Consider the following 20,237-nt stretch of genomic DNA (forward strand, 5'->3'; position numbering starts at 1 on the left):
CTGCCGCAGTTGCCGAAGGTGCAGTTCGATCAGATCCCCGAGACCGTCCCGATTCCGATGCCCGGCGGCGAGCCCGAGCCACCGCAGGCCCAGCCGACCCCTGCCATGCAGCCGCCGGCACCCGCGCCGGTCGCCGCACCCGTGGCCCCGCGCGAGCTGGACTCGCTGGACCTGGTGAATCAGGTGACCGGACACGGGTCGACCAATCGCACGGATATGCGCTGGTCGGTGGACGGCACCGATCTCGGAATCCTGTGGGAGACCAAACCCGGACAGATCGCGGTCGCGTTCGGCGACACCTTCGGCAAGGGCTGGGTGCCGCCCGCGGCGGGCACCTGGGACCAGGACTGGCGCAGCAACACCATTGCCTTCAGCAGCAATCGCGATCTGTCCCAGGGGCTGAAGCTGGACACCTTCGCCCAGGACAGCCGCTGCCACGCGGCCGAGATTCTGGGCAGCCGCAAGGTCGACAACTTCGAGGTCACCACCATCCCCACCTCGGGCTTCGCGCTCGAGGGGCGGCAGTACCTCACCTATATGTCGGTGGCCCGGTGGAGCCGCCACAAGCCCGGTATGTGGTGGACCAATCTGGGCGGGCTGGCCTGGTCCGACGACGGCGGCAGCACCTGGACCAAATCCGAATGGGCGCGCTGGGACAACTTCTTCGGGCTCGGACGGTTCCAGGTCATGGGCATGGCGCCGCACGACGGATACGTCTACATGTTCGGCACGCCCAACGGACGATTCGGGACCATCGGGTTGGCGCGGGTGGCGTCGGATCAGGTGCTCAACAAATCGGCGTATCAGTACTGGATCAACAACACCTGGGTGCCCGCCATCGGGCCCGACGAATTGCTGGCCACGCCACTGGTTTCCGGGACGGCCGGGGAGCTGTCGGTGCGCTATGACGAGTCGAGCGGACAGTGGCAGATGCTCTATCTGGATCTGGACCGGCACGCCATCGTGCTGCGCACCGCCGCGGAACCGCAAGGGACCTGGACCGATCCGGTCACCCTGGTCGACACCGACGACTATCCGTCGACCTATGGCGGATACATCCATCCGTGGTCGACCGGGAATGATCTGTACTTCACCATGTCGGCCTGGAACAGCTACAACGTGTATCTGATGCACGCGAAGCTGAAGTGACGCAGAGTTATTCGATCCTCCGGAACCGGAGCGGCTGACCCGGCCGGGCCTGCGCGACAGTGTCGACGTCGGCGTCCACCACCACGGCGATCACCGGATAACCACCGGTGATGGGGTGATCGGCGAGGAACACCACCGGCTGTCCGCTGGGCGGCACCTGGACCGAGCCCAATGCCATACCCTCCGTGGGCAATTCACCCTTCACGCTGCGCCGCAGATCCGGCCCGCTGCGCCGGTCCAGGCGCGCGCCGATTCGATCGGTGTCCGAGGACACCGACCACTCACCGGCGAAAAGCGCCGCGGCGTCGGCGAACCAGTCGGCGCGCGGACCCGGGACGGCGCGCACCGTGAGCAGGTCGTTGCCCAGTACCGGAACTGGCGCGACATCCACGATCGGCCAGCTGCGCGGCGGCTTCCCCACCGGCAGCAGATCGCCGGATCGCAGGGGTTCGGGGCCGATGCCCGAGAGGGTGTCGCGGCTACGGGAGCCGAGCACCGGCGCGACCTCGATGCCGCCGCGCACCGCCACATAGGTGCGCAGGCCGGTGGCCGCGTACCCCATCCGAAGCCGTTGCCCCTCTTCCATTTCCAGCACGCTGGCCGGACCCATCGGGCGGTCGTCGACGGTGACGGGGGCCGACGCGCCCGTCACGGCGACCGTCACGTGCCGCCGCGCCAGCAGCTCCAGGCCGCCCAGCAGCACCTCGATACCGGCCGCGCCCTCCGGATTCCCGACCAGCCGATTGGCCAGCCGCAGCGAGGCGCGATCCGCCGCACCGGCGGTGCCCACCCCGGAGTCGAACCAGCCCGGGCGGCCCAGATCCTGAATGGTGGCAAGCGGTCCCACCCGCTCCACCCGTAAACCGGGCTCGGAGATTTCAGTCGAATTCATGAGTGCGCCCCCACATCTACGAATCGAACCTCGGTACCGGCCCGCACCAGGGCGGGCGGATCCCGATCCACCTGCCACATCGGTAGTTCGGTGGTGCCGATCAACTGCCAGCCGCCGGGACTGCTGCGCGGGTAGACGGCCGAATAGCCACCCGCCAGCGCCACCGCGCCCGCCGGGATGGCGGTCCGCGACTGGGTGCGGCGCGGCACGCTCAACCGGCCGTCCGGGGATTCCAGATAGCCGAAGCCGGGCGCGAATCCCACGAAGGCGCAACGCCATACGGTGCCGGTGTGCTGTGCGATCACCTCGTCGGTGGTCAGCCCAAGCAGGCGGGCCACCTCGGCGAGATCCGCGCCGTCGTAGCGGACCGGCACTTCCAGGGGTTCGCTCGCCACATCATCGCCGTCCGTCGAGCGCTCGGCACGATCCGGCCGCCCGGGCAGTGCGCGACCGCCCGCGCTGACCCGCGCCGCCGCGTCGAGGTGAGCGAGCAAGGCCCGCAGCTGTTTTCGTACGTCCTCGGCGACGGCGGGTGAGGTCAGGGTGACCAGTACGGTTTCGGCGGCGGGCAGCACATCCACCACCCCGGCCGGGCGGGTACGCAAGGCCGACACCAGATCCGCGACCATTTCGCGCAGCGGCGGAATCACCAGCAGCGCACGGTCACCCGCCGCCCGTATCTCGCCCGCGATTTCGGATAGTTCGGGATCGGTCATGGCCGCTCACCCCGCTCAGGCGAAAGCCCGGACGGGCGTGCCGGATTCGTCGAGCGCGGCGCGAATCCGGCGGGCCATCTCGACCGCCGCCGGAGTGTCGCCGTGCACGCAGATGCTCGCCGCCGACACCGCCACCGTGCCGCCCTCCACGCTGGTGGCCTTGCCGTCGCGGGCGATCGACAGCGCCTGCGCCACCGCCGCATCCGCGTCGAGCACCGAACCCGGCAGTCCGCGCGGGGCCAGCAAGCCCTCCGGCGTGTAGGCGCGATCCGCGAAACCCTCACCGATGAAGGAGATTCCGGCCGCTTCGGCGGCGTGCTCGAGTTCGGTTGAGGCCGGGCCGAGCAGCGTCAGGCCGGTACCGAAATCACGCATGGCCGCGACGATGGCATCGGCGAGCGCGCGGTTGGCGGCGGCCTGGTGATACAGCGCGCCATGGGGTTTCACGTAGCGCACCCGGTCGCCGGCGGCCCGGGCGAAGCCTTCCAGCGCGCCGATCTGATACAGCGTCTCGTCGCGCAGATCGGCCGGGGTGACGGCGATGGCGCGGCGGCCGAATCCGGCCAGATCGCGATGGCCGACATGCGCGCCGATGCGGACGCCCTTCTCCACGGCCAGCGCGCAGGTGCGGCGCATGATGGCCGGATCCCCGGCATGGAAGCCGCAGGCGATGTTCGCACTGGTGACCACGTCCAGCATGGCGGCGTCATCGGCCATCACATAGTCGCCGAAGCCCTCGCCGAGGTCGCTGTTCAGATCCAGCGTCATATGCGTCCTCCAGCTGTCGTCGTGATCCGATTGTGGGCGCACCCGCATCCGGCGACAAGAATCTCACGCCCAAAACTGTGTCATGGCTCACACAGGTGTGGTGTCACTTTCCAGGGGCACCCCTTGTCCCATGGACATGAATGACACCAAGCAGATCCTCCTGGCCGGTGCGAGCGGAGTCCTCGGCGGACACATCGCCCGGGCCCTGCGGCAGCAGGGCTACACCGTGCTCTCGCTCGGCCGCGGCATGGGCAACGATGTCGTCGCCGACCTCATGAACCGCGATCAACTGCTGCGCGCGGTCGAAGGGGTGCGGGCCGACACCGTGGTGCACGCGGCCACCGCGCTGCGCAAGGCGCCCATGCGGCACCGGGACATGTTCGCCACCGACGACCTGCGCATCACCGGCACCGAGAACCTGGTGGAGGCCGCGGGACTGGTCGGCGCCCGGCGGATGATCGCCGAATCCATGGTCTTCGGCTACGGCTACCGCGACTTCGGCGACCACGTCATCACCGAATACGACGAATTCGGCCGCGGCGGCAAGGGAGCCGACGCGCGGCACCTGGAAGGCATGCGGGTCAAAGAGGACCTGATGCTGAATACCCCCGGCATCGAAGGCATTTCGCTGCGCTACGGCTGCTTCTACGGTCCGGGCGGCACCGAGGCGATCGTGGACATGCTGCGCAAGCGGCAGCTGCCCGCCGTCAACGACCACGGACGGGTACTGCCGTGGGTGAATCTCGTCGACGCGGGCACCGCCGTCGCGGCCGCCGTCGAGGGCGGCGTGCCCGGCGCGGCCTACAACATCGTGGACGACGGTCCGCTCGGATTCGGGGCGCACGTGCAGCTGGTGGCCGAAACCTTCGGCACCCCCAGGCCGTTCACCGTGCCGGGTCTGCTGCTGCGGCCGCTGTCGTACCTGTACGAGATGACCCGGGCGAGCATGCTGGTCTCGAATGCCAAGGCCAAGGCCGAACTCGGCTGGAAGCCGCAGTATCCGACCTGCGCCGACGGACTGCGCGCGCTGGCCGCCGCCTGAATCCAGGGGCTACCCGATCAATAGGGGTAGACGTCCACTTCGGTCGCCTTCACCGCGAAATACACATCCATTCCGGGGGTCAGCCCGAGCTGGGCCACGGCGGCGGGAGTCAGATCCGCCGCCAGGCCCGCGGCCGCCCCCGGACCGTCCAGCGCGCGCACCCGCACCAGGCCGCCGCGATCCTCCAGTTCGGACACCCGCACCCGGAACACATTGCGGGGACTGCCCTCCGGATGCTCCACATGCACCGCCACGGCCACCGGCGAGAACACCGCCGCCGCCCGGCCGCCGATCGGCCACTCGCCCTCGGACCTTCCGAAAACCTCCGACGTTCCCTCCACCACCGCGCCCAGACCGGCGCTGCCGCCGCTCGCCGCGGTGCCCAGAATCAGGTTCACGCCCGCGATCCGCGCGGCGAACCGGCTGCGCGGACGGGCCAGAACCGTTGCCACCGGACCGGATTCGATGACCCGTCCGGATTCGATGACGGCCACCCGATCGGCCAGGGTGACGGCGTCGATGATGTCGTGGGTGATGAGAATGGTGCAGGTCGGACGCGAATCCGGCAGGGCCACGGGATGTTCCGAACCCGCGCCCCCGATGGTGTCCCGCAGGACTCGCCGCAATAGGGTGCGCATGGCGGGGGCGGCGGTCACATCCAGTGCGGCCATGGGTTCGTCGAGCAGCAGGACCTGCGGATGCACCGCGAGCGCCCGGGCGAGGGCGACCCGCTGCGCCTGACCGCCGGACAGCGATCCGGGCGACCGCTTCGCGAATTCCCCGGCGTCCACGGCCCGCAGCCATTCGCGCGCCAGCGTCAGCGCCGCACTGCCGCGCAGGCCCCGGCTGCGCGGGCCGAAGGCCACATTCGCTTCGACCGACAGATGCGGGAACAGCAGCGCGTCCTGCGCCAGCAGCGACACCGCCCGCTGATGCGGCGGCACCGCAATGCCTTTCGCGGTGTCGGTGAGCACGCGGTCGCCCAGCCGGACCTCGCCCTGGTCCGGAACCACCAGGCCCGCGACCACATCCAGCAGGCTGGACTTGCCCGCGCCATTGGGTCCGAGCACCGCCAGCACCTCACCCGGCGGAACCTCCAGGGCCACCTGGAAATCCCGGTCGTCCAGCCGCGCCGAAACCGTCAGGCCCCCGGCCGGTTTCGACGGCTCAGCCATCGTCGACTCCCAGCAGGGTGCGCAGGTGACGCGGGGCGGGGGAGCCGTGGTCGAGCATGGCGTCGTGCCATTCGCGCTGGGAGGTGACCGTCGGGCGGTCGGCGGCCAGCGCCGCCACCTCGGTATAGCCGACGAAATAGGTGGAGAGCTGGGTGGAACTGAGCAGGGTGCGCCGCCATTTGCCCGCGGCCTCGCCCTCCTCCTGGAAGCCGCGGTCCAGCATGAGCCGCATGGCGTCGGCCCGCGTCATGCCCTCGCAGTGCACCGACTGGTCGAGGATGGCGTTGATGGTCATGCGCAGGTGGGACTTCAGCTGCTGCAGTCGCACCGGGAGACCGCCGAATCCGGTGTCCGCCATGAGCTTTTCGGTGTACACGGCCCAGCCCTCGATGAAGGTGCCGCTCCAGCACAGGGCGCGGATCGGGGTGGAGCCGCGGAAGCGGCGGGCCCGCGCGAGCTGGAGATAGTGGCCGGGCATGGCCTCGTGCACGATCAGATTGCGCATCATGTGGTTGTTGTATTCGCGGTAGAACGAGGTCACGCGGTCGGGCGACCAGTCCGCGGGGGTGGGTGCGATGGCGAAGAAGGTTGGCAGCTCGGCGGTTTCGAGCGGACCGACCGGATCGCAGTAGGCCACCGCCACACCGCGCGCGAACTCCGGCATCTCCTGGATCACCAGCGGATCGTCGACCAGGCTCGCCAGCTCGTGGTCACGGACGAAGGCGGTGGCCTCCGCCAGCGCGTCCGCCGCGACCGCCACCACGGTGTCATCGGCGGGATGCTCGGACGACAGGCGATCGATGGCCTTGCGCACGGTCTCGTCGTCCGGATTCGCGACACCCAGCAGTTCCCCGGCGGCGGCGCGGATTTCGCCGGTCAGCTGCTCGAGGTGCTGGTGGGCGCGCTCCAGGATCTCCCGCGAGCTCAGATTGGTGTCGAGGGTGTGCCAGAGCTTGGCCTCCCACAGCCGTCGACCCAGGCGCGGGTCGCGATCCGAGCCGTCCAGCCGCTCGGTGAGCCAACCGGTGAATTCGCCCAGCGCCGAGATGGCCTGGGCCGCGGCCGGTTCGATCTCGAAGCCGGGCGCCTCGGCCGCCAGTTCCGGGACCTGCTCGCGGATCAGCGCGGCCACCCCGCCGAACTGCGCGATCGCGGTCTCGACGTGCACGCGGGGTGAATCGGCGAGCACCGAGCGCGCCGTGGCCAGCGCGTCTGGCAGCGCCGTGAGCCGGGCGCGCAGCGCCTCCAGCCGCACCTCGGCGGGTGCGAACGGGCGCGCCAGCAGGTGATAGAGCAGCGGTCCGGGATTGTGCAGCAGGGGATTCCACTCGTGCTCGCGGGTATCGGAGAGCTCGAAGAGCATGCCGTCGACCCGCTGCTGCAGCAGCGCCAGATCGACCCGGTCCTCGGCACCCAGATCCTCGTCGTCGATCTCGGCCAGCGCGTGCGAGGCCTCCCGCAGCATGGCGACCCGGCCGCGCACCGCGGCCCGGGAGAAGTCGGGGAGCCGATCGTCGGCACGGTGATCACCGACCGAGGCGGCCAGGTGCGGATCGGCGGTCAGCAGCGCATCGACGATGCGCTGCGCGCGGGGCACGAAAATCGACGACATGCCAGCCACGCTAGCTCGCACCCGCGGGCGCTCGGTCCGCGGCGAGACCCGGACGGCGGTAGGCCACCAGCACGATCACCGCCGCCACCAGCACCAGCAGCAGCGAAAGCGCCACGGCGGCATCGGGATCGGATTCACGCTGCAGATAGATCTCCAGCGGCAGGGTGCGGGTCCTGCCCTGCAGGCTGCCCGCGAAGGTCAGGGTCGCGCCGAATTCGCCCAGCGCCCGCGCGAAGGCCAGGATCGTGCCCGAGATCAGGGCCGGGCGCAGCAGCGGCAGGGTCACCCGCCACCACACGATGGACGGGCGCGCGCCCAGCGTCGCGGCGATCCGCTCGTAGCGGTCGCCCGCGGTCCGCATCGCACCCTCCAGGGTTATCACCAGGAAGGGGAGCGCCACGAAGGTCTGCGCCAGCACCACGGCCGTCGTGCTGAACGCGATGCGAATGCCCATCGACTCCAGCTCCCGGCCCACCAGGCCGTGGCGGCCGAACAGGTACAGCAGGGCCAGGCCGCCGACCACCGGCGGTAAGACCAAGGGCAGCAACACCAGTGCGCGCAGCACCGGCATCAGCCGCCAGTCGAAGCGGGCGAGCACCGCCGCCATCGGCACACCCAGCAGCACGCACAGCACGGCGGCGGCGAGCGAGGTGCGCAGGCTCAACTCCAGTGCCACGCGCGAGGATTCGGAGGTGATCAGGCCGAAGAAGTGCGACCAGTCCACCGCCCCGGTCAGCGCCACCAGCGGACCGGCCACCAGCACGAAGCCGATGGCCGCCGGAAGCAGTAGCCAGACCGGGGGTTTGATCATGGCTTGCCGAAACCCGCCTGCTGCAACGCCTGCTGGCCCTCCGGACCGGTGACCAGCGTGACGAAGTCCTTGGCCGCGGCGGCGTTCTTCGAATCCGCCACGGTGGCAATCGGATAGGTGTTGACGGCCTTGGCCGATTCCGGGAAGTTCACGGTCTGCACCTTGCTGCCCGCCCCGGTCGCGTCGGTGACATAGACCAGTCCGGCATCGGCCTGACCGGAGGTCACCTTGGCGAGCACGTCGGTCACCGAGGACTCCTCGCTGACCGGCGAAATCGCCACGCCCGCATCGGTGGTCACCTTCTTGGTGGCCGAACCGCAGGGCACCTGCGGCGCGCACACCACCAGACGCAGGCCGGACTGCGACAGGTCCGCGAGCGAGTTGATGTGCGCCGGATTGCCCGGCGGCGTCACGATGGTCAGGGTATTGGTGGCGAAGGTCTGCGGCTTGTCGGTGATCCGGCCGCCCTTCACCGCCTTGTCCATATTGTTCTGGTCGGCCGAAGCGAAGACATCCGCGGGCGCGCCATTGTTCAACTGCGCCACCAGATCCGAGGAACCGGCGAAGGAGAAGGTCACCTTGGTGCCGGGGTGCGCGGCCTCGTACTGGGTGCCGAGCTGAGTGAAGACCTGCTTGAGCGAGGCGGCGGCGAAGACCGTGATGGTCTTGGTGTCACTGCCGGTCGAGGAGTCGGAGCCACAGCCCGACAGCAGGCCCGCGCCGAGCACCGCGGTCGCGGCCAGCGCCACACCGGACTTCGAAACTAGGCCGTGCCACCGGCCTCGGCGGCCGTCTCCACGACCACCGTGGTGGCCTTGACGCTCGCCCACGCCACGCTCCCCGGCTGCAAGCCCAGCTCGCGAACCGACTCGCTGCTCATCAACGAAACGACTGTGAACGGTCCGCATTGCATCTCCACCTGTGCCATCACGGTATCGGCCACCACCCTGGTGACCAGTCCCGGAAACCGATTGCGTGCCGAACTGGCACTGCCCATCCGGGTCTGCGGAGTGCGGGCCTGCTCGACGGCCAATTCCGCGAGCTGCTTGCCATCCACCACCAGGCGACCGGATTCGTCCTTGCGGGCCGACAACGTTCCACTGTCGATCCAGCGGCGCACGGTGTCATCGCTGACGCCCAGCAGCTGGGCGGCATCGCGAATCCGAATTTCGGGCATATAGGGAAGGATATGTCCGCAGATGCGGAACTACTAATCGTATATATCCGTAGATACGGATCAAGCGACAGGAATCGGTGTTCCTGTTCACGCTTCCGACACCCACACCCCCATCGCCCGCCGGTACGCTCGAAGCAATCATGGCCACGTATTTCGATCCGAAGGCCTGGTCGCCTCTGCGCGCGGTGGACCTGGGGATGGATCTCGGAAGACGCTTGTTCGACCAGAGCTGGCTGGATCAGTGGACGAGCTTCACGACCGCCTGGCTCGAGCCGGCCGCCGACTTCGGCGCCGGGACGGTCACCGCGCTGATGCCCGATGTCCTGATGACGCTGCTCTCGGAGGGGATCCTCAGCCAGTTCGGGGGGCGGGAGGTCAGCGCCACCCTGCTCGGCCACGATCTGCGGGCCACCCTGCACACGCTCAAGGTGCGCAGGCGCGGGGCGCATTTCCAGACCAAGACCGTGCTCACCGGACTGCACTGGAACCGGCATCCCATCGAGGAATTGACCGTCATCGCGCACGGGGTGCGGCTGGTGCCCGGCGTGCCCACCAAGGTGCGGACCTCACAGCTCGACCTCAATGGCGTGATATCGCTTGCGGCGCTATTGGATTGGATCAACGGCTGGCAGCCCGACTGGGAGCTGGCACCCGCTCCCGACGGGCTGATCCTGGCCAGGCATCGCCGCCGCCGGATCAAGGCGCTCGCCGAGGCCGAGGTCACCGACAATGTCCTGTCCATCACCGTGCATCAGGCACATTGGCGAAAAGTGCGCGCGCCCAAGCGATTCACGACCTTGAATCCGATTCCCTTGACCGGCTTGCCCAGTGAGGCACGGATCAAGCGGGCACAGCGCGTCGGCGATCACGTCATCTTCGCCGCGGACCTGCCCGCCATCACCGGATCGTTCGATCTGGCGCAGATCCGCTCGGCGATCGTCGCCGGGACCACACTCATCGTGTTCTGAACGGGAACCCCTGCGGGACTAGGACTTCTGGGTCGGCCACCACTCGAGCAGGGCGGCCTCGGCCTCGTCGCGGCTCATCGGTCCCCGATCCAGGCGCAGCTCCTTCAGGAAGCGCCACGCCTTGCCGACATCCGGACCCGGCTGCAGGCCGAGCAGTTCCATGATGGCGTTGCCGTCCAGATCCGGGCGCACCCGCGCCAGATCCTCCTGCTCGGCCAGCCGCGCGATCCGGACCTCCAGATCGTCGTAGGTCGAACGCAGCAGCGCGGCCCGGCGCTTGTTGCGGGTGGTGCAGTCGGCGCGGACCAGCTTGTGCAGGCGGGGGAGCAGCTCGCCGGCGTCGGTCACGTAGCGGCGCACCGCCGAATCGGTCCACTGGCCCTTGCCGTAGCCGTGGAAGCGCAGGTGCAGGTACACCAGCCGCGCCACGTCCTCGGTGAACTGCTTGGGATACTTCAAGGCGCGCAGCCGCTTTCGCACCATCTTCGCGCCCACCACCTCGTGGTGGTGGAAGCTCACGCCGCCGCCGGGCTCATTGCGCTTGGTGGGCGGCTTGCCGATGTCGTGCAGCAGCGCGGCCCAGCGCAGCACCAGATCCGGATCGCCCTGCTCCTGGTCGATGGCCTGGCGCAGCACGGTCAGCGAATGCTGGTAGACGTCCTTGTGCTGGTGGTGCTCGTCGATCTCCAGCTGCATGGCCGGCACCTCGGGCAGCACCCGCTCGGCCAGGCCGGTCTCGACCATGATGTCGATGCCGTCGGTCGGGTATTCGCCGCCGATCAGCTTGTCCAGCTCGGCGTGCACCCGCTCCGCGGTGATGCGATCGATCTCCGGGGCCATCTCGACAATGGCCGCCCGCACCCGCGGGGCCAGCTCGAAACCCAGCTGCGAGACGAAGCGTGCGGCGCGCAGCATGCGCAGCGGATCGTCGCGGAACGAATCCTGCGGCAGCGCAGGCGTATCCAGCACCCCGGCCAGCAGGTCCTCGATCCCGCCCAGCGGATCCACGAATTCCAGCTCGCCCAGTTCGCCGATGCGCACCGCCATGGCGTTCACCCGGAAGTCGCGGCGCACCAGATCACCCTCGAGGGTGTCGCCGAAGGTCACCTCCGGATTGCGCGAGACCCGGTCGTAGGAGTCACTGCGGAAGGTGGTGATCTCCAGCTGCTGCCCGGCCTTGGACGCGCTGACCGTGCCGAAGGCCAGGCCGCCGGTGTCCCAGAGATTGTCGGCCCAGCCGCGCATCATCTCCTGCACGACCTCGGGGCGGGCATCGGTGGTGAAGTCCAGATCGGTGCCGAGCCGGCCCAGCACCGCGTCGCGCACGCTGCCGCCGACCAGGTACAGCTGGTGATTGTGCTGGGCGAACAGTTCGCCCAACGGGGTCAGCACATCCGAGAGCCGACCCAGAGTTATCGCCGCCGCCGCCAGCAGGCGAGTACGACGATCCTCCACGGCTGCTTCCTCGGACTTCGGCGAAACCACGAGGACGGAGCTTAGTCGCTCGGGTGTCCGATCCCCGAAAAGCATCCGGCCACCCGCGGCCGGGACCCGGCGTGCCGCCCCGTGACCGGCGTCTACCTGCTGCGAGAGCTCCGTATATATGGGAGGCACCGCGGTGGGGCGGGCGTAGCGGTCATCACCTATAGACTGGCGCAGTGTCCCCGGCCGATCGCGCGAACAGTCGACGCCGCCAGCCTCGGCGGCGCGGTTCGGGCGGTAATGCGGCCAAATCCACCGGCGCGGCGAAACCGCGCATGCGCACCGTCCGCGAGACCTCCGCGGGCGGCCTCGTGGTGGACGGGCTCGACGGCCCCAGCGAAAAGCGCTGCGCCGCCCTCATCGGCCGGACCGACCGGCGCGGACGCCTGCTCTGGTCGCTGCCCAAGGGGCATATCGAAGAGGGCGAGACCGCCGAGCAGACCGCGATTCGCGAGGTGCAGGAGGAGACCGGCATCCACGGCACCGTGGTCGCCGAACTCGGCAGCATCGACTACTGGTTCGTCACCGAGGGCCGACGGGTACACAAGACCGTGCACCACTATCTGATGCGCTCGCTCGGCGGTGAACTCTCCGATGCCGACGTCGAGGTCACCAAGGTGGCCTGGGTTCCCTTGAGCGAACTGGACTCCCGGCTGGCCTACGCTGACGAACGCAGGCTGGCCGAAGTAGCCAACCGGCTGATCGACCGGATGGAGAACGGCAGACAATGACGCGTGCGGGATCGCAGCGCACGCTGCTTTCACTCGTCGCGGTAATGCTGGCGGTGCTCACGACACTGGGGCTCGGACCCGGAATCGGCACGCCCATTGCCGCCGCCGAACCCACCGGCAGCGGGAACGGACAGTCCAGCGGGCCGAAATTCCTGAAACTGTCGCTGGATTCGGTCACGCCCACCGCCGTCACCGCCACCAGCGACCCCTACTTCGTGGTGTCGGGGACCGTCACCAATATCGGCGATCGGCCGGTGGACGACGTCAGCGTGCGCATTCAGCGCGGCGCGGCGGTCACCAGCCCCAGCGGGCTGCGCTCCGCGCTGCGGCTGGACCAGATCAACTACGACGTCAACGGCGAATTCCAGGATGTCGCAGAGCGATTGACGCCCGGGCAGCGCAAGCAGTTCAGCCTGACCGTCGCCCTGCGCGCGGGAACCGAACTGCCCAGCGGGATCTCGTCGGTCGACATCACCGCGCCGGGCGTGTACCCGCTGCTGCTCAATGTGAACGGGCAGCCCGCCTACGGCGGCCAGGCCCGCCTCGACGACGCCCGCTTCCTGCTGCCGGTGCTCGGCGTGCCCGGCGGCGCCGACGCCAAACCCGCCGCCGCCCAATCCTCCTCGACCGCGCTGCCCGCCGCCGACGCGCCGCCGGTGGCCACCACCATGCTGTGGCCGCTCGCCGACCGCCCCCGCCTGGTGGCCGGGCGGCCCGGCTCACCGGACGGACCGGCACTGCTCACCGACGACGACCTGGCCGCGTCACTGGCCCAGGGCGGACGGCTCGATCAATTGCTGTCGGCGCTGGAGAGCACCGTCAAACCCGACAGCGGCCGCGACCGCACACTGATCAACGCCATCTGCCTGGCCGTGGATCCGGACCTGCTCAACACCGTGTCGGATATGACCAGGGACTACCTGGTGCTGGCCAGCCCCTCGGATCCGGAGGGACCCACCCGGACCGGCACGGGGACCCACGCCGCCAAGGCCTGGCTGGAACGGCTGAAGGCGCTCGCGCACGGAATGTGCGTGGTGGCACTGCCGTTCGCGCAGGTCGACCCGAACGCGCTGGCCGCCGTCGGGGACGTCACCCTCGCCGACCGGGCGCTCAACGCGTCCGCTGATCGCGTCGACGAGCTGCTCTCGGTGAAATCGCTGCGCGGCGTGGCCGTTCCGGACGCGGGCACCGTGGACACCGAGGGCGCCACGCTGTTCGCGCATCACGGATACACCAGCGCGGTGCTCGCCGACAGCGCGGTCACGACCGGCGAGGGACGCGCCAACCTCACCTCCACCAAGGCACCCGCAGCGCCGGGCGCGACCACCGCCGAAGCCGGAACACCCGATGTGGTGAACCTGGCCGACGTGACCCTGCCGCCCGCCGCCGGTGCGACGCCGCCGCCGGTGCCCGCCGACCTGCGCGGCGTCACCTTCGACATCTGGGCCGCGACCGCGCTGGCCGCCATCGGATCCAATCCGCCGACACCGCCTTTCACCCCGGACAAGGTCCGCTACGACGTCACCAACGACTCCCGCGCCGCCCGGCTGCAGGACGCGCTGGGTGCCATCGCCTGGACCTCGCTCAATCCGCAACCGGGGCGGCCGCGTTCGGCGCTGCTGGTGCCGCCGCAGCAGTGGGGCGCCAACCGCGACGAGGCCTCCGCCGTGCTCGGACAGCTGGACCTGCTGCTGAAGAACAATCTCGCGACCCCGCGGCCCTTCACCGAACTGCTTGCGCAGCAGCCGGATCCACAGCCCTACGGACTCGACTACCTCAGCGCCGCCGCCGACGAGGCGGTGCCCGCGCACTTCACCGAACCCGTGCACCAGCAGGCCCAGCGCATCACCGAGCTGATGAGCGCGCTGGTCGACGTGCCGCAGCAGGAACTCAGCCCGCACGACTTCCTCACGCCGCTGCGCGACGACCTGATCCGGGTGCTGACCCTGTCCGACCGCCGGGCCGGCGCCTCCGCCGCGGACACCAATGCCCAGCGCCGCCTGGACCAGACCACCAAGACCATGGACAACCTGTTCGGATCGGTGACCGTGCTGCCGCCGGGCGGCGTCTACACCCTCGCCTCGGAACAGAGCCCGCTGCTGCTGGTGGCCCGCAACGACCTGCCGGTGGCCATCCGGGTGCGCTTCAAGATCGACGCCCCGGCCGAGACGAACATCACTGATATCGGCGAACAGCAGCTGCCCGCCAAGGGAAATCGGTCCTTCCAGATCCCCACCGAGGTTTCCGACAGTCGAAACCTGGTCATTCCCATCGGACTTACCACACCCGACGGCGTGCCGCTCGGCAATGCGGTGTCGGTATCGGTGCGATCCAACGCCTACGGTCAGGTGTTGGCAATAATTACTGCGTGCGCGTGCGCACTGCTGCTCCTGCTGGTCGGCCGCCGACTGTGGCACCGCTTCCGCGGCCAGTCCGACCCGGCCGACGAGGGGTTCGACCCGAGCACACGGCAGAGCAGGCGCGCGCGTAAGCGGGAGTTGAAACGACAGGAGGCACGGTGAGCGAGTACGGCGGGCCGCGCTCATCCGGCCGACCCGAGGGACCGGACGGGCCGCCGCCCCGGCGCGCGCCCTCGGCCCCGTGGGAACGCGGTGTACCCGGCGAACGCGGTGTGCCGCGCCGACCGCAGGGACCCGCCTCGGGGCAGCAGCCCCGGGTGCCAGGTCAGCAGTACCCGCCCTCCGGACAGCAGCCCCGGGTACCGGGTCAGCAGTATCCGCCCTCGGGCCAGCAACGCGCGGTTCCCGGTAATCCGCAAGGGAATCCGGGCCGTCCCTATCCGGGTCAACCGTCCGGTCCGCAACGGCAGGTGCCGCCCGGACCCGAATCCGGGCCCATCATGCACCGGCCCCGGCAACAGCCGCCGCAGCCGCAACCGGCACGACGACCCGATCCCGCGGCAGGACGCATTCCGCCCGAGGAGCGCTACCACTGGGGACACCAGGGCGGCGAGGGCAATCGCCCGCCCGGCCCCGGCCCCCAGCGCTACCCGACGCCGCCGATGTCGAATCCGCGACCGGGACCGCCGAGCGGAACCCAGCGGCAGGTCATGCCGCGCCGGCCCGCGGCGACCGCGGAAGTCGTTGAGAAGCCGGACAACTCGAACGCCAAGCTGGTCCGCGACTCCGGGTCGATGGCCATCGCCACCCTGCTCAGTCGTGTCACCGGCTTCGGCAAGCAGCTGCTGCTGCTGACCGTGCTCGGTCCGGCCATCGCCTCGGCCTTCACGGTCGCCAGCACCCTGCCCGCCATGATCTCCGAGCTGCTGCTCGGCGCGGTCCTCACCGCGATCGTCGTGCCCACCCTGGTGCGCGCCGAAAAAGAGGACGCGGACGGCGGTGCGGCCTTCGTCCGACGGCTGTGCACGGCCGCGTTCACGGTCCTCGGCATCGGCACCGTCATCGCCCTCGTCTCCGCGCCCCTGCTGACCAGCCTGCTGGTACCCGACGACGGCAAGGTGAACTCGCCGCTCACCACCGCACTCACCTATCTGCTGCTGCCCGCCATCCTGCTCTACGGCATGTCGGCACTGCTGATGGCGATCCTCAATACCCATCAGGTGTTCAAACCCGGTGCGTGGGGACCTGTTCTGAACAACCTCGTGGTGCTGGCCGTGCTCATCGTCTACTGGCTGCTGCCCGGTGAGATCACCCTCGACCCGGTCCGGATGGGGGAGCCGAAACTGCTCCTGCTCGGCATCGGCGTCACCTTCGGCGTCGTCGTCCAGGTCGCGAACCTGCTGCCGGCCATCCGGCGCGAGGGCATCGATCTGCGACCGCTGTGGGGAGTCGACGCGCGGCTCAAACAGTTCGGCACCATGGGCGCGGCCATCATCCTCTACGTGCTGATCAGTCAGATCGGCTGGATGGTCAGCACCCGCGTACTGTCCGGCGTGGACACCGCCGGTCCCGCCATCTACCAATTCGCCTGGCTGCTGCTGCAATTGCCGTGGGGCGTGCTCGGCGTGACGCTGCTGACCGCGATCATGCCGCGGCTCTCGCGCAATGCCGCCGCCGACGACACGCCCGCGGTGGTGGACGATCTCGGCACCGCCACCCGGCTCACGATGATCGCGCTGATCCCCATCGTCACCTTCATGACGCTGGCGGGACCGCAGATCGGCACCGCGCTGCTGTCGTACGGCCGATTCGGCGCGCATGACGCGCACCGGCTCGGCGAGGCCGTTTCGTGGTCGGCGTTCACCCTGATTCCCTACGCGCTGGTGCTGATTCACCTGCGCGTGTTCTACGCGCGTGAACAGGCCTGGACACCGACCTGGATCATCCTCGGCATCACCGGTGTGAAGATCGTGCTGTCGGTAATGGCGCCGATGTTCTTCTCCGATGACATGGTGGTCGTCGCGCTCGGCGCGGCCAACGGCCTCGGCTTCGCGGCCGGTGCCCTCATCGGCGGCTGGCTGCTGCACCGCAGCCTCGGCGATCTCCGCATGACCAATGTCGAGCGCACCATCAGCCGGGTGGTGCTGGCCTCGGCGGCGGGCGGCGCGGTAATGCTCATCGTGGACAAGGTCATCGGCCTGAACCGGCTGTCGGAATCCTTCGGCGGCATCGGCTCGATCATTCGGGTCGCACTCACCGCCATCGTCATGTTCGGCGTGGCCTTCGGCCTGATGCGACTGCTCGGTATCCCCGAGATCGTGGCTATCACCGTCGCCGTCTCGCGCCGGCTCGGCTTCACGCCGCCCGCACCGGATCTCGATCTCGACGGCACGCCGCTCGAGGACATCCACGAGACCACCCTGCTGCCCAAGCCGGATCTGCGCGCCGCGCCGTACTACTACCGCTTCGACCCGTACCTCGACGCGCAGACAATGGTGCTGCCCGTCATCCGGCCCGATGCGGTTGACATCACCGGGACGGGCGAGTTCCCGTACCCTGTTCCGCAGGCAAACGCAACTGCCCGATCCGGCATGCCCGCGGACGGTCCCCGCGGCAAACAGGAGAGTGGTTTCCGCATGACATCGGATGCCGACGCGGCGGTTCCGGCTCCTGCACATCGGTCTTCGACACACCACGGCGAAGGAGGAACGAGGGTGAGCGACGACGCGGCGGGCAGTGTCCCGGCCGCCGAATCCGCATCGGCCGCGGGCGGCGGGCTCTCCACGGACACCCCTCCGCCCGGCGAGTCCGGCGGAAAATCCGGTGGCCGTGCGGAATCCGCAGCCCGCTCCGGCGGCAGCGGCGATCGGGCGGAACCCGAGAACCTACCGGAGGAAGAGGACCACCCGGGTCCCGAAACCGGTGTGTACGAGGCCGTCTCGCCGATGATGCCGCCCATGCGGGTGGAATCGCCGAGCAAGCGCATCCAGCGCGGCCCCAAGCTGCTGCCCGGCGCGTCCGTGGCGGGCGGCCGGTACCGGCTGCTGGCCAGCCACGGCGGCGCGCGCGGACTCAAGTTCTGGCAGGCCCTCGACGTGAAGCTGGACCGCGAGGTCGCCCTCACCTTCGTCGACGCCGATCAGCAGGCCACCGACAACTCCGGACACGATGGGCCGCAGGCCATTCTGTCCCGCACCCTGAGACTGGGCCGGATCAACTCGCCCGGCCTGGCCCGGGTGCTGGACGTGGTGCGCGGCTCCTCCGGCGGCATCGTGGTGGCCGAATGGACGCCCGGCCGCTCGCTCAAGGAGATGGCCGACACGGTGCCCTCGCCCATCGGCGCGGCGCGCGCGGTGCGGGCGCTGGCGGCGGCGGCCGAAATGGCCCACCGCGGCGGCGGTTCGCTGTCCATCGACCATCCGGACCGGGTGCGGATCAGCGCCTCGGGTGATGCCGTGCTGGCCTTCCCCGGCACGCTGTCGGACTCGGACGCCCAGTCCGATGTGCGCGGCCTCGGCGCCATGCTCTACGCGCTCATCACCGCGCACTGGCCGATTCGGCCCGGTGGCATCTCCGGCACCGCGATCACCGTCGGCGGGCTGCCGCTGGCCGATTTCGGGCCGGACGGAACCCCGGTGGAGCCCAGGACGATTCGGCCCGAGGTGCCCTTCGAGATCTCCGCGGTCGCGGTGCGGTCGCTGGAGTCCAACAAGGGCGTGCGCACCGCCGCCACCGTCCAGCACGTGCTGGAGCAGGCGTCGGTGGTCGATCAGAAGACCGATTTCATCCCGGTGCTGCGGCTGGGTCAGAAGCCGCCGAGCGCGCCCGACGAGACCCTCGCCGATCCGGAACTGCTCGCCGCCGAGAAGGAACGCTCACAGCGGATGATGTGGATCCTGGTCGGGCTGGGTGTGCTGGCCGCGCTGGTGGTCGGCGTCATCATCTGGTGGCTACTGAGCGTGTTCGCGCCCGGCTCCTCCAACGCGCCGCTCAACGAACAGCGCAATATCGGCCTCACCACGTCCGCGACCCCGCCGCCCGGCCCCGGCTCGTCCCAGACCCCGGCCGGCGCCCCGGCCACGGGCGGGGTGCCGGTGCCGGTCACCGGCGCCACGGTGTTCTCCCCGGAGGGCACCCCGGACAATGTCGGCAGCGTCGGGGCGGTGCTGGACAACAATCCGGCCACCACCTGGCGCACCGACGCCTACTTCCAGCAGTTCCCGGCCCTGAAGAAGGGCGTGGGCGTGCTGAGCACCCTGGGCAGCCCCAGCAAGCTGACCAAGGTGATCATCGAATCGCCCGCGTCCGGAACGCAGGTCGAGATCCGCACCTCGCCGACCGCGTCGCCGACCCTGGACCAGACCCAGCTGATCGGGTCGGCCATGCTCGGCGACGGCACCACCGAGATCCCGGTGCGGGCCGACCAGCCCGCCCGGTACGTGCTCATCTGGATCACCCAGCTCGCCAACAACGGGGGACAGTTCCAGTCGTCGATCGCCGAAGTCCGCTTCGAATCGGCGCCGTAATTCCACGCTCGGCTCGACCCGCTCCACCGGGGGACACCCAGTTCGACACCGGTCGGTGACCGCACCCGGCCCGCACATTCCGACGGTTCTCATCCGTCCGATTCGCCCGAACAGCCCGCCTACCAGGGCTTTTTTCGCGCGATCCATTGCTACCGAATCGTTATCGTCGATATGATCTTGCGTACTCTCCACCTGTCCGAGGGGATGCATTGTCGTCAGCGAACGAACTGTCTGCAGCGAACGACTACGTGAATGCACGGCAGGTCAGCGATCGCGACCTGCTGGCCGCCCATGTCGGCGGCGCACCGTACGCCTTCGCCGAACTGATCCGCCGCCACCACGACCACCTCTGGCAGACCGCGCTACGCGCCTCCTACGGGCACGAGGACGCCGCCGACTCGCTCCAGGACGCCCTGCTCTCCGCGCACCGGGCCGCCGCCGCCTTCCGCGGTGACGCCGAGGTGCGCAGCTGGCTGCACCGGATCGTCACCAATGCCTGCCTGGACCGCATCCGGCGCAACAAACTGCGCCGCACCGAACCGCTGCCCGAGGACAAGGCGGACGAACCGCGCTGCCCCCGCGACGATTTCGCGGCGCTCGAGGCCAGTCTGCTGGTCGACGCGGCCCTGTTCCAGCTGCCCGCCGAGCAGCGCACCGCCCTGGTCGCGGTGGAGCTCGAGGGCTATTCGGTCGCCGATGCCGCTGCGCTGCTGGGCATTCCGGAGGGCACGGTCAAGAGCAGGTGCGCCCGCGGGCGGCGGCGACTCGAAGCACACTTCCGTTCGATGAACACCTGAATTCCGGTAGAACACCGCAATATTGGTGGAA

Annotated in this window: 16 protein-coding genes; 7 read left to right on the plus strand and 9 right to left on the minus strand. The window is 69.5% G+C overall.

The window, feature by feature from the left end:
- Positions 1 to 1,149: DUF4185 domain-containing protein (locus tag ACAM49_RS00005; protein WP_369633355.1), on the plus strand; the 1,149-nt coding region annotated here is incomplete at its 5' end.
- Positions 1,150 to 1,156: 7 nt separating this feature from the next.
- On the opposite strand, the gene ACAM49_RS00010 is transcribed toward ACAM49_RS00005, so the two are convergent.
- From ACAM49_RS00010 to ACAM49_RS00020, 3 genes are read right to left on the minus strand one after another with little or no spacing between them, the layout of a single operon-like run.
- Positions 1,157 to 2,041 (minus strand): biotin-dependent carboxyltransferase family protein, encoded by an 885-nt coding sequence (locus tag ACAM49_RS00010; RefSeq protein ID WP_369633356.1) that lies wholly within the window; start codon positions 2,039 to 2,041, stop codon positions 1,157 to 1,159.
- On the minus strand, positions 2,038 to 2,757 hold the full coding sequence (locus tag ACAM49_RS00015; RefSeq protein WP_369633357.1) for an allophanate hydrolase subunit 1: 720 nt from the start codon (positions 2,755 to 2,757) through the stop codon (positions 2,038 to 2,040). The genes ACAM49_RS00010 and ACAM49_RS00015 overlap by 4 nt, the downstream gene beginning before the upstream one ends.
- A gap of 15 nt (positions 2,758 to 2,772) precedes the next feature.
- Positions 2,773 to 3,525 carry a LamB/YcsF family protein gene (locus ACAM49_RS00020; protein WP_369633358.1) on the minus strand — a complete coding sequence of 251 codons (753 nt, stop codon included), beginning with the start codon at positions 3,523 to 3,525 and terminating at the stop codon, positions 2,773 to 2,775.
- A gap of 130 nt (positions 3,526 to 3,655) precedes the next feature.
- On the opposite strand from ACAM49_RS00020, the gene ACAM49_RS00025 reads away from it, so the two are divergent.
- On the plus strand, positions 3,656 to 4,567 hold the full coding sequence (locus ACAM49_RS00025) for an NAD-dependent epimerase/dehydratase family protein (RefSeq protein ID WP_369633359.1): 912 nt from the start codon (positions 3,656 to 3,658) through the stop codon (positions 4,565 to 4,567).
- Positions 4,568 to 4,584: 17 nt separating this feature from the next.
- On the opposite strand, the gene ACAM49_RS00030 is transcribed toward ACAM49_RS00025, so the two are convergent.
- Genes ACAM49_RS00030 through ACAM49_RS00050 form a run of 5 tightly spaced genes read right to left on the minus strand, consistent with a single transcriptional unit; the run spans position 4,585 to position 9,342 of the window.
- Positions 4,585 to 5,742, minus strand: coding sequence for a sulfate/molybdate ABC transporter ATP-binding protein (locus ACAM49_RS00030; RefSeq protein WP_369633360.1), 1,158 nt, complete (start codon positions 5,740 to 5,742; stop codon positions 4,585 to 4,587).
- Positions 5,735 to 7,354, minus strand: coding sequence for a DUF885 domain-containing protein (locus ACAM49_RS00035; RefSeq protein WP_369633361.1), 1,620 nt, complete (start codon positions 7,352 to 7,354; stop codon positions 5,735 to 5,737). Before ACAM49_RS00035 ends, ACAM49_RS00030 begins: the two co-directional genes overlap by 8 nt.
- 10 nt (positions 7,355 to 7,364) lie before the next feature.
- Positions 7,365 to 8,165 carry an ABC transporter permease gene (locus ACAM49_RS00040; protein ID WP_369633362.1) on the minus strand — a complete coding sequence of 267 codons (801 nt, stop codon included), beginning with the start codon at positions 8,163 to 8,165 and terminating at the stop codon, positions 7,365 to 7,367.
- Positions 8,162 to 8,914, minus strand: a complete 753-nt coding sequence (modA, locus tag ACAM49_RS00045) for a molybdate ABC transporter substrate-binding protein (protein ID WP_369633363.1) — start codon at positions 8,912 to 8,914, stop codon at positions 8,162 to 8,164. The genes ACAM49_RS00040 and modA overlap by 4 nt, the downstream gene beginning before the upstream one ends.
- Before the next feature lie 14 nt (positions 8,915 to 8,928).
- On the minus strand, positions 8,929 to 9,342 hold the full coding sequence (locus ACAM49_RS00050; protein ID WP_369633364.1) for a molybdopterin-binding protein: 414 nt from the start codon (positions 9,340 to 9,342) through the stop codon (positions 8,929 to 8,931).
- A 140-nt stretch (positions 9,343 to 9,482) separates the two neighbouring features.
- On the opposite strand from ACAM49_RS00050, the gene ACAM49_RS00055 reads away from it, so the two are divergent.
- Positions 9,483 to 10,310, plus strand: coding sequence for a hypothetical protein (locus ACAM49_RS00055; protein WP_369633365.1), 828 nt, complete (start codon positions 9,483 to 9,485; stop codon positions 10,308 to 10,310).
- 18 nt (positions 10,311 to 10,328) lie between these two features.
- Here ACAM49_RS00055 and ACAM49_RS00060 read toward each other — a convergent pair whose 3' ends face one another.
- The gene (locus tag ACAM49_RS00060) at positions 10,329 to 11,795 is read right to left on the minus strand and encodes a CCA tRNA nucleotidyltransferase (protein ID WP_369633366.1); all 1,467 of its coding nucleotides are present in this window, start codon (positions 11,793 to 11,795) and stop codon (positions 10,329 to 10,331) included.
- A 173-nt stretch (positions 11,796 to 11,968) separates the two neighbouring features.
- Here ACAM49_RS00060 and ACAM49_RS00065 point away from each other — a divergent pair, with 173 nt between their 5' ends.
- From ACAM49_RS00065 to sigM, 4 genes are all read left to right on the plus strand, one after another.
- Entirely contained in the window at positions 11,969 to 12,523 is a 555-nt protein-coding gene (locus ACAM49_RS00065; RefSeq protein WP_040814463.1) for an NUDIX hydrolase, read from the plus strand.
- Positions 12,520 to 15,045, plus strand: coding sequence for a DUF6049 family protein (locus ACAM49_RS00070; protein ID WP_369633367.1), 2,526 nt, complete (start codon positions 12,520 to 12,522; stop codon positions 15,043 to 15,045). The genes ACAM49_RS00065 and ACAM49_RS00070 overlap by 4 nt, the downstream gene beginning before the upstream one ends.
- 548 nt (positions 15,046 to 15,593) lie before the next feature.
- Positions 15,594 to 19,409, plus strand: a complete 3,816-nt coding sequence (gene murJ / locus ACAM49_RS00075) for a murein biosynthesis integral membrane protein MurJ (RefSeq protein ID WP_369633466.1) — start codon at positions 15,594 to 15,596, stop codon at positions 19,407 to 19,409.
- A gap of 248 nt (positions 19,410 to 19,657) precedes the next feature.
- Positions 19,658 to 20,206 carry an RNA polymerase sigma factor SigM gene (gene sigM / locus ACAM49_RS00080; protein WP_369633368.1) on the plus strand — a complete coding sequence of 183 codons (549 nt, stop codon included), beginning with the start codon at positions 19,658 to 19,660 and terminating at the stop codon, positions 20,204 to 20,206.
- Positions 20,207 to 20,237 lie beyond the last annotated feature (31 nt).

The organism is Nocardia sp. JMUB6875, from assembly GCF_041154655.1.
Taxonomy (GTDB): domain Bacteria; phylum Actinomycetota; class Actinomycetes; order Mycobacteriales; family Mycobacteriaceae; genus Nocardia.